The sequence below is a fragment of the Streptomyces sp. NPDC000594 genome (genome assembly GCF_040299965.1).
Taxonomy (GTDB): domain Bacteria; phylum Actinomycetota; class Actinomycetes; order Streptomycetales; family Streptomycetaceae; genus Streptomyces.
The window spans coordinates 43,194-56,764 of the sequence record NZ_JBEPCY010000042.1 but is presented as its reverse complement, the minus strand read 5'-3'; the positions used below and the strand labels follow the sequence as shown (position 1 = coordinate 56,764).

Here is a 13,571-nt window from a genome sequence, read left to right as displayed (position 1 = left end):
CCCTCTCACCGTTGGGAGACCTCCGTGGAGAACACCTCCGCACCGGTCCTGACCGCGCCCTCGGTACCGCCGACAGCGCCGCGTACGCACCCGGAACCACCCCGTTCGATCCTCTCCATCCCTCCGGAGCTGCACGACGACCAGCTGATCGTCCGGATGGGGATCGAGGTCCGCTCCTGGGACCCGGAACGGCTCGTCGCCACCATGCCGGTCAAGGGCAACCAACAGCCCTTCGGCTGGCTGCACGGCGGCGCCAACGCGGTTCTCGCGGAGACCCTCGGGTCGATGGCCGCCGGACTCCATGTGGCACCCCGGGGTGCGGTGGTGGGCCTTGAGGTGTCCTGCACCCACCACCGGCCCGCCCGGGGCCGCCAGGTCACCGGGGTCTGTGTCCCGCTGCACCAGGGGGATCGGGTCGCGACGTACGCGGTCTCCATCACCGATGACAAGGGGCGGCTGACCTGCACCGCGCGGGTCAGCTGCCTGGTGCAGAAGCGGACCGCGCGCCCGTCGGGGGGTGTGGCGTGAGCGGCCGTACGAGCACCGCCACCGCGCCCAGTACCGCCGTCGGCGCCCGGAGCCGTATCGACCCGGTCGTCTACCGCACCGCGATGGGCCTGCTGCCCACCGGGGTCACCGTCATCACCGCCGGCTGCGGCCAGGGCACCGAGGCCGTCACCGCCAGCTCGGTGACCTCGGTCTCGCTGAATCCCCTGCTGCTGCTGATCAGCGTCGGCGCCGACGGCCGGATGCGACGGCGGATCGACGAGCACCGGGCCTTCACCGTCAATGTCCTGGCGGCGGGTCAGGAGGCGCTGTCGTCCCTCTTCGCCTCCCGCCGCCGCCCCAGCGGGGCCGAGGCCCAGCTGCGCCTCGGCGGCCCGGTCGGACGTACCGGCAATGTCCATGTGGACGGGGCGCTGCTCTCCGTCGACTGCCGTCTGGAGCACCGCTATCCGGGGGGAGACCATGTGCTGTTCGTCGGCCGGGTGGAGGCGCTGCGCGCGCCCGTCGGCCAGGCCGCTCCGCTCGTGTACCACCGGGGCGGTTACACCGCGCTCGCCCGGGAGGTGGCGGCATGACGAGGTCCGTGCTGGTGACCGGTGGGAACCGGGGTATCGGGCTGGCCGTGGCGCGTGCCTTCGCCGAGCGGGGTGACGCGGTCGCGGTCACCCACCGGGGCAGCGGCGCGCCCGACGGGTTGCTCGGGGTGGAGTGCGATGTGACCGATCCGGACCAGGTCGACCGGGCGGTCTCGGTGGCGGAGGAGGCGCACGGCCCGCTCGATGTGGTGGTGGCGAACGCCGGGGTCACCGATGACAAGCTGGTGCTGCGGATGTCCGACGCCGACTTCGGGCGGGTCCTGGACACCAATCTCGGCGGCGCGTTCCGTACCGCCCGCCGGGCGGCCGAGTCGATGGTGCGGCGCCGGCGGGGGCGGCTGGTGTTCCTGTCGTCGGTGGCCGGGCTGCGGGGCAGTGCGGGGCAGACCAACTACGCCGCCAGCAAGGCGGGCATGGTCGGTCTGGCCCGGTCGCTCGCCCGTGAGCTGGGCCCCCGGGGGATCACGGCGAATGTGGTGGCTCCCGGGCTGGTCGACACGGACATGGCGCGGGCGCTGTCGGAGCGGCAGCGGGAGCGGATCCTCCAGGATGTGCCGCTGCGGCGCAGCGCCCGGCCGCCGGAGATCGCCTCGGCGGTGCTGTGGCTGGCGTCGGAGGAGGCGGGCTATGTGACCGGTGCGGTGGTGCCGGTGGACGGGGGGCTCGGCATGGGCCACTGAGTTCTCCTCCGGAGGCCGGTCGGCCGATCGGCCCGACCCCGTTCCCGACCCCGTTCCCGACCCTTCCCGAGCCGTTCCGACCCTTCCTGACCCGTTCCGAGCCCGAAGGAGTGCACGGACATGACAGAAACAACCTGGACCCGGGCCCGCCCGCCGACGGTGGGTGTTCCCGCGTCCCCCCGCCCCGATGGACGGGTCTGCTGGTGGGCGGCGCTGACGGCGCTGCCCGAGGATGTCTTTCCCGTTTTTCCCGCCCTCGCCGGTTACGAGGACGACCCGCTGGAGCGTCATATCGTCCGCAGTATCGACTGATCGCCCGCGCTCCCGCCCCACCGGAGACCGGGCACCGGGCACCCGTGCGGTGGCTCAGGCGCGGTCGGTGTACTGGCGGCAGTCGCCGGTGAAGACGGCGGCGAGTTCGGCGGCGAGGACACCCGCGACCAGCCGGTCGGCATCGATCCCGGCCACCCCGGAGGGGTCGCGGTAGATCTGTGCCGCGAGCCCTTCCGTGACGGCGGTGAGACGTACGGCGGCGGGGCCCGGGTCGAGACCGGGGTCGACCTCGCCGCACTCCTTGCCGTTGCGGACGGCGCGGGCGATGTCCTCGTGGAGCCGGTGCGCGGTGTCGATGTCGACCCGGGCGAGGGCGGGCGCGTCGAGGGCCCGCCCGGCGAAGGCCCGGGTGACCCGGTACTCGGTGCGGCGCCGCTCGTCCAGCGGGATGAACTCGGCCATCACCTCGGCCAGGATGCGTGCGATGGGCCGCCGGTGTTCGGTCCCGGCCCGGATGTGCTCCTCGGCCCGGCCCCGGATCTCCGCGCTGACCTCCGTGAAGGCATGCAGCAGCATGTCGTCCTTGGTACGGAAGTAGTGCTGCACCAGTCCGACGGAGATCCCGGCGGTGGCGGCGGTACGGGCGACGGTGACGGCGTCGAGCCCGTGTTCCGAGATGAGTTCACGGACGGCGACGGCGATCTGGCGTCGGCGTCCGTCGTGGTCGGCGGTTCGTGGCACTTGATAACCGTACCAGCGTACGGTTATAACCGTATCGCCATACGGTTATCCGTGCCGCCCGCGAGATCTGTGGTGAGAAATCCCCATGCCCTCTGTCCTGCCCGCCGTCCTGCCCTTCGCCGCGCCCACCGCCCCGGCCTTGCGGACCCGTCCGTCACGGCGCCCGCCGCTCTGTCTCCTGCTGGCCGTGCTGCTCGGCGTGCTCGTCACCGGGACGGGCCCGGTCGCACACGCCGCCGTACGGGAGTCGGGGCCACCCGGACCCGAGCGGTACGCGGCGATCGACACCTTTGTCCGTGAGCGGATGGCGGCCACCGGAGCACCCGGGGTCGCGTATGCCGTCGTCGGCCCCGACGGGCCGCTCCATCAGCGGGCCCTGGGCACCGACGGCCGGGGCGGGCGCGTCACCGGCCGCACACCCTTCCTCTGGGGCTCGGTCGCCAAACCCGTGGCCGCCACCGCCGTCATGGCCCTGGCGGAGGAGGGCCGGCTCGCCCTGGACGACCGGGTGGTGGAGCATCTGCCGGGGTTCCGGTTCGGCGGCCCGGCCCATGCCTCCCGGGTGACCGTCCGCCAGCTGCTCGGCCACACCGCCGGGATACCCGCGTCGGCGACCCTGAGGGTCACCGACTGCCATGACACCGACTGCCCCCGCCCCGCCGGGCGCCTCGCCGAGCTGGACGGTGTGGAACCGCTCGGGCCGCCCGGGGCCGCGTACGCCTACAGCAGCGCCAGCTACCTGATCCTGGCCGCCGTGGTGGAGGCCGCCACCGGGCGTTCCTTCGCCGATGAGCTGCGGCGGAGCGTGCTGCGCCCGGCGGGCATGGACGGCGCCATCGCCGACCGGGCCACCGCCCGCGCCCGGGACCTCTCCCCCGGGCACCAGCCGCTGTGGGGCGTACCCGCCGCCGTCGCCGACGGGTACGACGACCATGGCGCGGCCTATGGCTACTTGGGCGGCGACCTCGGCGATCTGGCCGCGTTCGCCGCGTTCCAACTCCGCTCCACCCGGACCCCGGACGGGCGGGCGGTCCTCTCCCCCGACTCCGTACGGCTCATGCGCGAGGAGGGCCGGACCCGGCCGGACGGTGAGCCCACCGGCTATGGCCTCGGCTGGCGGGTCGGCGGTCCGGACGCGTCGCTCGACCGGGCGGTCTGGCACACGGGTGGATCCCCCGGTCACTCGGCGATGGTCTTCCTCTTCCCCGAGCGGGGGACCGCGCTCGTACTCCAGCAGAATCTGTACGGGCTGCTCCAGGACGAGGCCGTCATGGAGGTCGGCTTCGGCGCCGCACGGATCCTCACCGGTGGCACGGCGGACGGTACGGACGGGCCCTCCGCCGCCGTTCACCACCTGGTGGTCTGGGGCACGACCGGAGTCGCCGCCGCGCTGCTCGTCGCGGCCGTCCGGGCCGGGCTGCTGCTGCGCCGCCCACGGACGGGACGGCGGTACGGGGCCGTCGCCACCGCCCTGTGGTGTCTGGCGGCCGCGCTGCCCTGGACGGTGGTGGCCCTGGTCGCCGACCGTATCGGCCTCGGCCAGCTGCTGATCTGGGTACCGGACGCGGCCTGGGCCCTGGGCGCGGCGACGGCGGCGGGCACCGCGACGGCCCTGCTGCGGCTGATCCTGGTGGTACGGGGGCGGACTGCGGGTGCACCCCCGTTTGAGGTTTTGGAGCAGCCCAGGGAAGGCGTTTCCGCGTCATAGCGGGGCTGTTGGCCGTCTCCGGGCAGCCCAGGTCTCAAAGGATTCTTCAACGATACGGTTGAAGAATCCCACCCCGTTCCCGAAAGGCACCCGTATGCCTCCGTACACCTCTGCCGCTTCGGTCGCCGCCCTCGCCTCCGCCGCCGCCATAGCCTCCGTCCGGGAGACCGGCATCCACTTCTCCCCCGACGGTGCCGACGGTGCCGAGGCCGCCGGAGCCACCGGAGCCACCGGCAGCGCGGACGCCTCGGGCCCCGCCGGGCTCGGGCAGGCGGTGGACCGGCTGCTGACCGGCCTCGGCCGTCCGCCGCTCCTGCTCGGTCTGGGCGAACCCACCCACGGTGTGGAGGACTTCCCCGAGCTGCGGAACGGGATGCTCAACCATCTCGTACGCCACCACGGCTTCCGCTCCGTCGCCCTGGAGAGCGACACCCTGGCGGCGGCCGTCGTCGACGACTACATCACCACCGGCGCCGGTGATCTGGACGAGGTCATGGCCACCGGCTTCAGCCATGGCTGGGGTGGTTCGCCCGCCAACCGCGAACTGGTCGTCCAGCTGCGCGACCACAACGCGGGCCGCCCGCCGCCCGCCTGGGTCCGGTTCCATGGCATCGACGCCCCGACGGAGATCACGGGCGCCCCCGGCCCCGGCTCCTCGCTGGCGGCGGCCCATGCCTATCTGGCCGCGCAGCTGCCCCCGGGGCGCGTCCCCCACGACCCGAGCGATCTCGACCGGCTGCTCGGCGAGGAGTCCGCGTGGGCGGATCCGGCGGCGATGAGGGACCCCTCGCGGTCGATCGGCGCCACCCCCGAGGCGCGTGCCCTGCGGGTGGTGGCCGACGATCTGCTCGCGCTCCATGAGAGCGAGGCCCCGGCGCTGCGGCGGGCCACCTCGGACCTCGCCTTCGAGCGCGCGTACGCCCAGGCCCGTACCGCCCGGGGGCTGTTGCGGTACCACGCGGCGATGGCCTCGCCGTCGGCGGACCGGGTGTCGGTACTGCTCGGGCTGCGGGACGTCATGATGGCGGAGAACCTGCTCGCCGTGGCGGCGGCGGAGGCCCGGCGCGGCCCCTGTCTGGTCTTCGCCCACAACGCGCATCTCCAGCGCCACCGCAGCCGCTGGGGCGCGGCGGAGCCGGCCCTGGGCTGGTGGAGCGCGGGCGCGCTGATCTCCGCCTCCGCCATCGGGGACCGCTATGTCTTTGTGGCGGGAGACTTCGCCGAGGGCCCGGAGCCCGGCATCTCCGCCGACGGTCCCGGCACTCCCCCCGATGCGCCCACGGCCGCTCCCGCGCTGCGCGATGTGCTGGCACGGGCCACCCCTGAGCGGGCCTTCTACCCGGCCCCGGCCCTGACCCCGGCCCTCGCGAACCTCCCGGGCCTGTGCGCCCACCCCGACCCGGCCCGCCCGGGGTACTCCCCGTTCGACCCGGCGGGGGTGCCGGAGACGGACGCGCTGCTCTTCCTCAACCTGACGGGCTCCTCCGACTGACGGGTCCCCGACCTGACGGGTCCCCGACCTGACGAACTCACCCCCGTACCGCCGTACCGTTCCTGTCCGGGGCGCCGGGGACCCCATCGCCTCCGGCCAGGGAAACAGGGGAACGGAGAAACCATGCTGCGGATCGGTTCGGTCGTGCTGGGTGTGTCGGACGTACCGCGTGCGGCGGCGTTCTGGGCAGAGGCGCTGGGGTACGTCCCGCGCGAGGAGCTGGAGGACGACTGGGTGGTACTGGTCCCGGCGGACGGGACCGGGGTCCAGCTCTCCCTGTCCACCAGCGCGACTCCGGCACGGGAACACCCCCGGATCCATCTCGATCTGTACGCGGGCGACTCCGCCGACCAGGCGGCCGAGGTCGAGCGGCTGGTGGCGCTCGGGGCGCTGCGGGTCGACTGGGACGGATATCCCGAGGACGCCGGGGAGGCCGACTTCGTGGTTCTGGCCGACCCGGACGGGAATCGCTTCTGTGTCATCGACACGGGACACACCCCGCCGGCGGCGACCGCGTAGAACCCGCCCCGCACGGCCGGAAGACGGCCCTCCCCGGGGGGACCCCCGGGTATAGCCTCGCCCGCATGCCACGCCAGACCTGGGATGAACTCCCCGCCGCTGTCCAGCAGGCCGTCCTCACCCGTACCGGGCCGCTGGCCTCGGCGCAGTCCGTTGCCGCCGGGTTCATCAGCGAGCTGGGGGCCGTGCTGGAGACGGCCGACGGCGGGCGGTACTTCGTGAAGGGCATGCGGACGGACGGGCCCCGGGCCGGGTGTCAGGGGCGGGAGGCGCTGGCCAATCCACGGGTGGTGCCGCTGGCGCCGGAGTTGCGCTGGCGGGTGACGGCCGAGGGCTGGGACCTCCTCGGGTTCGAGTACGCCGACGGGCGGGCGGCGGACATCCGGCCGGGGTCGGGCGATCTGCCGCTGGTGGTCCAGGCGCTGACGGCGCTGGAACCGGTGGCCGCGCCGGAGGGGTTGCCGGGGGCGGCCGAGCGGTGGGCCGGCTTCCTGGACGACCCCGGGGAGGCCGGGGTCCTCGACGGGGACTCGCTGGTGCACACGGACTGGAACCCGGCCAACGCCCTGATCACCCCCGGGGGCGGGGTACGGCTGGTGGACTTCGCGGAGGCGGCCCGGGGCGCCGCCTGGATCGACACCGGGTGCTGGGTCGTCTGGCTCGCCTTCTCCGGGCACACGGTGGAGGAGGCCGAGCACTGGGCGGGGAAGGTGCCCGGCTGGGCCTCGGCGCCCGAGGCGGCCGTCGCCGTCTTCGCACGGGCCCATGCGGGGTACTGGGCGGGCATCGCGGAGGAGTTCCCCAACGAGTGGACGTTCGGGCTGCGGGACGCCGCCGAGCGCTGGAGCGCCTTCCGGCGGCGGCCTGCGGGCGGGCGCTAGCGAACACCCGGGGGACGCGGACACCCGGGAGGCTCGGACACCCCGGGGGACACGGACACCCGGGGCCACCGACACCCGACCTCGGCCCCGAGGTCCGGGTCCACGTCCACGTCCACGGCCGGGTCCGCGCACCCCGTACTCCCCGCCCCGCTCCCAGCTGGCATAACGCCTGGTATGCACAGCCCATCGGACGGCTTCGGCCCCTCAACGGGCCCGTCACTGGCGCGAATCCCGCTGTTTACTCTCGTTGACTTTGGTTAGTTTTCGCAGCACGACACGACATCAGTCGACGAGAACCATCGCGCAACCGATCGCACCGTACGCCCCATGCCTCCCCCTGCTGGAAAGGGATCGTCACGTGCGCCGTACCAGACGTGTTCTCCTGCCCTCCGCCGCCGCGGCCGTGCTCGCCCTCGGGGCCGCCGGCACCTCCCCGGCCCAGGCGGGAGACGCCCCCCGGGCCCCCGGGTCCGGCCCTGCGGCGGTCGCCGCGCCCGTCGCCGCGCCCGTCCCCGCGCAGAGCGGCGCGGACCCCCGTACCGCAGCCACCGCGCTGGAGCGGTACTGGACCACCGCGCGCATGGCGAAGGCCCTGCCCGCCGTCGCCCCGAAGTCAGGCCCGGCGGAGCCCGGCACACTGCGCCAGGGACCCACGGGCGAGCCCGGCAGCATCGCCCCCGCACCGCCCGCCCGGGGCACCCGCGCGGATACCGCCGGTGTCGGCAAGGTCTTCTACACCCACCCCGCGGACGGCAAGGACTACTTCTGTTCCGCCTCCGCGCTCGCCAGCCCGTCGAAGCAGCTGGTGATCACCGCGGCCCACTGCGTCAACGAGGGCGGGACGAACGGCACCGCGGGCCGCTATGTGTCGAACTGGGTGTACGTACCCGCCTTCCGCTCGGGCACCCGCCCGCACGGCACCTTCCAGGCGAAGGAGTTCCGCGCCTTCAGCGGCTGGGTCAACAGCAGCGATCTGCGGCTGGACATCGCCATGGTGACCACCCGTCCGCTGAGCGGCAGGAAGCTGATCGACGTCACCGGCGGCAACGGCCTGAGCTGGAACTACGACCGCCAGCAGACGGTGACGGTCGCCGGCTACTCCTTCGACCACAACACCGGCCAGATCCAGCGCTCCTGCCGGAGCACCGCGTCCCCGCTGCCCGCGCCCGATGAGCGGGTCCAGATCCAGTGCGCCTTCCGGGGCGGCGGTGGCCCCTGGCTGCGCAACCCGGTCGCCTCCTCGGGCCTCGGACATGTCAACGGCGTGGTGAGCACGCTGATCACCGGCGGCTGGAACCGCAGCTCGTACTTCGACGACGCGGTCAAGGCCATGTGGGACGCCCAGGGCGGCCGTACCTGACGCAACCCGACGGGCCCTGACGCAAGCCAGCAGGCCCTGACCCACACCGGCGGCGGACGCGCTCACCGCGGTCCGCGCGGGACCGGCCCGGCTCCCCTCCACGGGGGCCGGGCCACCGCCATGCCCACACGGGGACGGCCGGGCGGCCGTGACGACGAGGAACGGACGGCCGGTCCGCTCCCGGTGGGCAGCTTCCCACCGTACGGGTCCACGGCGGCCCCGGGGCAACGGCCCGGCGCGGACCACCCGTTCGGCCCCGCGAACACCTCCGTCCCGGGGACACCCCCGTCCTCAGGAGACACCCCCGCCCCAGGAGATACCCCAGGGACATCCCAGGGGCATCCCAGAGGCAAAAACCTCCGGGGAATCCGCCGGGAATCCCGGGAATCCTCCGACCTTCTCGGCCCGGCCCTTCATGGAGTAAAGAAAACCAATCGAGCGGTTTTCTTTACTCCATGAAGGGCCTTTGAGGGCCTTCGGCCGGAGCGGCATTACACGGAGACAACCTCCGCTTCGTGCTCCCGCATCACCCGCTCGTACACCAGCGCGCCACGCGTGGGCGAGAAGTCCAGCCGCACCAGTACGGCGGGAACGGCCAGCGCCGGCATCAGATTCCGGTACAGGTCCGCCATGCGCTCGGCGAGATCCTCCCGGTCGGTCATGATCCGCGAGAGCACCTGGACCCCGGTGTAGCACCCGGCGAAAAGCCGGGCGAACGCGTCGAGGTCGGCGTGGGGCAGTACTTCCCCGTTCTCCCTGGCCTCGGCGAAGAGTTCGAGGCTGTGATTGATCCAGCCCTGCATCGGCACCTTGCGGTCCAGGTTGTCCTTGGGAGAGCCCTGGTCGACGGTGAGTCTGATGCTCCCCTGGATGATCGGGTCGCCGTCCTCCCCCGTGAGCAGATGGGCGAGGAGCATCCCCTCGTCCAGCGCCTCCTGGAGCTTCAGATCCTGCGGCGGGACCTTCGGCAGCGCCGCGACCTGCTCCGCGAGCACCGCCTGGGCCAGCTCCTCCTTGGACCCGAAGTGGAAGTAGAGCGCCCCCTTCGTCAGCCCTGACTGATCAAGGATGTCCGAGATGGTGGTGGCCTCGTAACCCACCTGATCGAAGACCTTGGCAGCCACGACGAGGATCTTCCTCCGCGTCCTGATGGCTCGCTCCTGCCGCGCCATGGGGCACCTCCTTACCGCCGCTGCCCGGCGTAGAAAAGAAACCGAAGGGTTTGAATAGTAGCAGTCGTGACTTTGAGCTAGTTTCCATCACTTTCTGTAATCACACCATTTCACAGAGGTTTCGGAAAGATCAGGAACCCGGCAACCATCACCGTCACTCCAAAATAAAACCAGGCTCCTGGTATTTCAATGCCTGGGATCGCGGCGTGATGAGCAACACTCGCCCCCTATATAAGGAGCAACGCCCTGCACACAGCGGAACACTCCGCCCCCAAAGCGACGAGTCACCCCCGACGAGGCAGCACCAACCGCGTGAAGAACGCTTGAAACAAAACCGGTTGGTATGTATTTTGTGGCTGCGGCTCCAAACCATCCGGTTCCACATCCAATCGGAGAGATCGATGACCTTGCTCACGCTCCAGATGACCCGGACGGACGCACGCCAGGACGAGATCGGGGGGTCTTTCCACACCACGCACCACAGGGGTACGACGCAGTCGGCAGCGGTCGGAGAGCTGTCGCACCTGCTCTTCGAACAGCATGACCGCGAGCGGGTGCACGGAACCTGGCGGGAGCTGATCGCGGGCGAGGAGTTCGCCTACCGCCCGCACCTCTCTCCGACCGAGCGCACCGCCCTCACCTATGACCGGCTGCGTCTGCTGAACGAGGTGGTGCCCAGCGCCACCGACCTCGCCAACGACGCCCGGCGGCTGGCCGCCCTGCACGAGTGGGCGGGCGTGGTGGACGGGGGCCTCGGCACCCTCGCGAGCATCCACTACAACCTGTTCCTCGGCAGCCTCCTCGACCACGACCACGAGGACCGGGACCTGTCCCGCTTCACCTCGCTGGAGCAGACCGGAACGTTTCTCTGCACCGAGCTGGAGCACGGCAACGATGTGGCCGCCCTCCAGACCCTCGCCGTCCACGACCGCGCGACCGGGGGCTTCGTCCTCCACACGCCGACGCCGGGCGCCCAGAAATTCATGCCCAACACCAGCCTCACCGGCGGCCCCAAGAGCGCCGTGGTCGCGGCCCGGCTGCTGATCGACGGTCAGGACCAGGGCATCTACCTCTTCCTCACCCCGCTCAGCGACCACGACGGTCATCTCCCGGGTGTGCAGGTGCGCAAGCTGCCCGAGCGCACCGGCACCCCCATGGACCACTGCCTGACCTCCTTCGACCGGGTCTGGCTGCCGCGTGAGGCACTGCTGGAGGCGGACCACGGACGGCTGGACGACGAGGGGAGGCTCAACAGCACCGTGGGCAACCGCCGCAAGCGGCTCCTCAGCTCCATAAGCCGGGTCACCTCGGGGAAGCTGTGCATGAGCGCCGGCGCCCTCGGGGTCTCACGGGCCGCGCTCGCCATCGCCGTGCGCTACGGCCACGACCGGCACATCAGCGCCCCCCGCGCCGGGGAGCGGATTCCGGTGGTCGCGCACCGCAGCCACCACGCCCCGCTGCTGCACTCGCTGGCGACGGCGTACGCGATGACCTTCCTGCACCGTACGGTGGTGGACCGCTGGGTCGGGCACACCGCCGAGAACCAGGCGGAGGCGGAGCGTCTGGTGGCCATCACCAAGGGATGGGTCACCTGGCAGTCCCGCGCGATCACCACCGAGTGCCGTGAGCGGTGCGGCGCCCAGGGCCTCTTCCCGGCGAACGGGATCTCCGAGCTGACGATGGCCACCGAGGGCACCATCACCGCCGAGGGCGACAACCTGGTGATCTGGGTGAAGGCCGCCAGCGAGATGATCTTCGGTCAGGAGACCGTGGAGCGCGGGCACCTCGGCCCCCTCTCCCCCGACCAGGACCTCACCGATCTGCGCTTCCTGCGCGGGCTGCTCGCCGAGGTCGAGAGCATCTGGCAGGAGCGGGCCCGCCGTTCGCTGCGCGAGGGCCCCTCGGGCGACCCGATGGCCCGCTGGAACGGCACCTCGTCGGCGGCGCTGGAGATGGTCGGGGCGCACGCCCGGCTCCAGGCGGCGGACGCCCTGCTCGCGGCGGCGGCCCAGGCGGTGGAGCCCGACGCCCGCTATCTGCTGCACGGTCTGTGCCTGCTCTTCCTGCTGAAGCAGGTCTCCGCGCACACCGGGGACCTGCTCGCGGAGGGGCTGATGAGCGCCGACCACGTACGCCAGCTGCCCGCCGCCATCGACGCGGCCGTGGCCCACCTGGCCCCGCACATGCTCACCCTGGTCGACGCCTTCGATCTGCCGGAGGAGCTGCTCTCCCGGGTCCCGATCGCGAGCGGGGGGCAGATCGACCGCTACGCCTCGGAGCCCGAGGGCACCAGATCCGCGTCCGTCCTGCGGCTCCCCCTCGCGTGCTGAGCGGCGGCGGGCCGGACCGGGTCGGTTCCGGCGGAGCGGGTGCACGGGTGGTGGGGTCCCTGGACGGGACCGTGACCGTGGCCCTGGCCGGGAAGGGCCGGGACACGATGGGCGGGAGCGGTACGGCCGTACGCGGCGCGCGGGGCGATCGGGGAGGCGACCCGGGCACGCAGGGCGAGCGGTGCCACCGTCTGCGGACGAGGACGGACGAGAGCGGTACGGGAGACCAGGACCGGCGGGACCAGCGAGTCCACCGCCACCGGCACGGGCCGGAAGACGCGGGCGCCGGGCAGTGCGGCGGCGGAGAGCGACAGAGCGGCACCGGCCGCGGCGGGGGTGGCCGGAGCGACAGAGGTGACGGCGGCGGGGGCGGTGGAGGCCGCGGCACGGACCCGCTCCTGGGTGAGCAGGGTCAGACCACCGGCGACCACGGCACCGGCGCAGATCGCCAGCAGGGTGCCCAGCGCGCCGTACCGGAACGTCTCACCGAAGAGCGCCATCCCGATGACGGCGGCGACCACGGGGTTGACCACGGTGACGACCGCGAGCGGGGTGGCGAGACCGGCGCCCCGGTAGGAAGCCTGGGAGGCCACGGTGCCCGCCGCCGCGAGGGCGAGGATCACGGCCCCGGTGAAGAGCGCCCCGGTGGTGTCGCCCGCGGCCCAGTCGACGGCGGCGGTCTTGGTGAAGACCGAGCTGACCCCGTAGGCGGCACCGGCGGCGCAGGCCAGCAGGGTGCTGCGGACCACCGCGTTGCCCCGGGCGGCCCGGCCGGCGGCCATCAGCGCGGCGACGGCGGCGAGTGAGGTGACGGCGAGCGGCAGCCGGTCGCCGGCGGCCAGGGATCCGGTGCCCGCCGAGCCGGTCAGCGCCAGCAGTCCGGCGAGGCCCGCGGTGGCCATGGCCGCGCCGCGCCAGGCGTTGGCGCCGGTGCGGCGGCCGGTGGAGAGGGCGACGAGCGGCAGCGCGAAGACGATGGTGAGCGCTCCGAGCGGCTGGACGACGCTGAGCGGACCGTAGGCGAGGGCGACCACATGGAGCAGGGCGCCGGTGCCGTTGAGTCCGTTCGCCGCCCACCAGCCGGGGCTGCGGAGCGCGGCGGCGAATCCCTCCGGCGAGGAGGAGGCGACCCGCTCCTGGACGATCGCGCCGCCGGCGTAGGCGACGGCGGAGACGAGGGAGAGCAGGACCGCGAGGGCCACTCCGCTGGTGAGGTCGAACGTCATGTCCATCGTCTCCGTCTCCGTCTCGGGCCGTGTGCCGAGCCTCGTGCCGTACGCCTGCGGACCGCTGTAGGGGTGGTTCAAGTCCC

The 13,571-nt window shown here is 72.8% G+C and carries 13 protein-coding genes; 10 read left to right on the top strand and 3 right to left on the bottom strand.

Going from position 1 to position 13,571, the window contains the following annotated elements:
- Window positions 1-24: 24 nt before the first annotated feature.
- From ABT354_RS33940 to ABT354_RS33925, 4 genes are all read left to right on the top strand, one after another.
- A complete protein-coding gene (locus tag ABT354_RS33940; RefSeq protein WP_351501040.1) occupies window positions 25-528 on the top strand; it encodes a PaaI family thioesterase in 504 nt (167 codons plus the stop codon).
- Window positions 525-1,082, top strand: coding sequence for a flavin reductase family protein (locus tag ABT354_RS33935; protein WP_351501038.1), 558 nt, complete (start codon window positions 525-527; stop codon window positions 1,080-1,082). The genes ABT354_RS33940 and ABT354_RS33935 overlap by 4 nt, the downstream gene beginning before the upstream one ends.
- Window positions 1,079-1,783 (top strand): 3-oxoacyl-ACP reductase FabG, encoded by a 705-nt coding sequence (gene fabG, locus ABT354_RS33930; protein WP_351501036.1) that lies wholly within the window; start codon window positions 1,079-1,081, stop codon window positions 1,781-1,783. The genes ABT354_RS33935 and fabG overlap by 4 nt, the downstream gene beginning before the upstream one ends.
- A 120-nt stretch (window positions 1,784-1,903) precedes the next feature.
- A complete protein-coding gene (locus ABT354_RS33925) occupies window positions 1,904-2,095 on the top strand; it encodes a hypothetical protein (protein ID WP_351501034.1) in 192 nt (63 codons plus the stop codon).
- 54 nt (window positions 2,096-2,149) lie between these two features.
- Here ABT354_RS33925 and ABT354_RS33920 read toward each other — a convergent pair whose 3' ends face one another.
- Window positions 2,150-2,797: a TetR/AcrR family transcriptional regulator gene (locus tag ABT354_RS33920; protein ID WP_351501032.1), complete on the bottom strand. Its 648-nt coding sequence runs from the start codon at window positions 2,795-2,797 to the stop codon at window positions 2,150-2,152.
- 85 nt (window positions 2,798-2,882) lie between these two features.
- Here ABT354_RS33920 and ABT354_RS33915 point away from each other — a divergent pair, with 85 nt between their 5' ends.
- From ABT354_RS33915 to ABT354_RS33895, 5 genes are all read left to right on the top strand, one after another.
- Window positions 2,883-4,505 carry a serine hydrolase domain-containing protein gene (locus tag ABT354_RS33915; protein WP_351501030.1) on the top strand — a complete coding sequence of 541 codons (1,623 nt, stop codon included), beginning with the start codon at window positions 2,883-2,885 and terminating at the stop codon, window positions 4,503-4,505.
- Between the two features lie 94 nt (window positions 4,506-4,599).
- Complete coding sequence (locus ABT354_RS33910; RefSeq protein ID WP_351501027.1) at window positions 4,600-5,997, top strand: erythromycin esterase family protein; 1,398 nt, start codon at window positions 4,600-4,602, stop codon at window positions 5,995-5,997.
- Window positions 5,998-6,120: 123 nt separating this feature from the next.
- Window positions 6,121-6,516 carry a VOC family protein gene (locus ABT354_RS33905; RefSeq protein ID WP_351501025.1) on the top strand — a complete coding sequence of 132 codons (396 nt, stop codon included), beginning with the start codon at window positions 6,121-6,123 and terminating at the stop codon, window positions 6,514-6,516.
- Between the two features lie 65 nt (window positions 6,517-6,581).
- Window positions 6,582-7,397 carry an aminoglycoside phosphotransferase gene (locus ABT354_RS33900; protein ID WP_351501023.1) on the top strand — a complete coding sequence of 272 codons (816 nt, stop codon included), beginning with the start codon at window positions 6,582-6,584 and terminating at the stop codon, window positions 7,395-7,397.
- 358 nt (window positions 7,398-7,755) lie between these two features.
- Window positions 7,756-8,757, top strand: a complete 1,002-nt coding sequence (locus ABT354_RS33895; RefSeq protein WP_351501020.1) for a trypsin-like serine peptidase — start codon at window positions 7,756-7,758, stop codon at window positions 8,755-8,757.
- A 491-nt stretch (window positions 8,758-9,248) separates the two neighbouring features.
- Here ABT354_RS33895 and ABT354_RS33890 read toward each other — a convergent pair whose 3' ends face one another.
- Complete coding sequence (locus tag ABT354_RS33890) at window positions 9,249-9,929, bottom strand: ScbR family autoregulator-binding transcription factor (RefSeq protein WP_351501018.1); 681 nt, start codon at window positions 9,927-9,929, stop codon at window positions 9,249-9,251.
- A gap of 401 nt (window positions 9,930-10,330) precedes the next feature.
- Between ABT354_RS33890 and ABT354_RS33885 the strand changes: the two genes are divergently transcribed.
- Window positions 10,331-12,259 (top strand): acyl-CoA dehydrogenase family protein, encoded by a 1,929-nt coding sequence (locus ABT354_RS33885; RefSeq protein WP_351501016.1) that lies wholly within the window; start codon window positions 10,331-10,333, stop codon window positions 12,257-12,259.
- On the opposite strand, the gene ABT354_RS33880 is transcribed toward ABT354_RS33885, so the two are convergent.
- Window positions 12,196-13,566 (bottom strand): DMT family transporter, encoded by a 1,371-nt coding sequence (locus ABT354_RS33880; RefSeq protein ID WP_502983551.1) that lies wholly within the window; start codon window positions 13,564-13,566, stop codon window positions 12,196-12,198. The genes ABT354_RS33885 and ABT354_RS33880 overlap by 64 nt on opposite strands.
- Between the last annotated feature and the right edge of the window lie 5 nt (window positions 13,567-13,571).

What these genes read in the sequence shown, in the direction of transcription:
- fabG (WP_351501036.1), top strand. Translation starts at nt 1,079, where the DNA reads ATGACGAGGTCCGTGCTGGTGACCGGTGGGAACCGGGGTATCGGGCTG.
- ABT354_RS33925 (WP_351501034.1), top strand. Translation starts at nt 1,904, where the DNA reads ATGACAGAAACAACCTGGACCCGGGCCCGCCCGCCGACGGTGGGTGTT.
- ABT354_RS33915 (WP_351501030.1), top strand. Translation starts at nt 2,883, where the DNA reads ATGCCCTCTGTCCTGCCCGCCGTCCTGCCCTTCGCCGCGCCCACCGCC.
- ABT354_RS33910 (WP_351501027.1), top strand. Translation starts at nt 4,600, where the DNA reads ATGCCTCCGTACACCTCTGCCGCTTCGGTCGCCGCCCTCGCCTCCGCC.
- ABT354_RS33905 (WP_351501025.1), top strand. Translation starts at nt 6,121, where the DNA reads ATGCTGCGGATCGGTTCGGTCGTGCTGGGTGTGTCGGACGTACCGCGT.
- ABT354_RS33900 (WP_351501023.1), top strand. Translation starts at nt 6,582, where the DNA reads ATGCCACGCCAGACCTGGGATGAACTCCCCGCCGCTGTCCAGCAGGCC.
- ABT354_RS33890 (WP_351501018.1), bottom strand. Translation starts at nt 9,929, where the DNA reads ATGGCGCGGCAGGAGCGAGCCATCAGGACGCGGAGGAAGATCCTCGTC.
- ABT354_RS33885 (WP_351501016.1), top strand. Translation starts at nt 10,331, where the DNA reads ATGACCTTGCTCACGCTCCAGATGACCCGGACGGACGCACGCCAGGAC.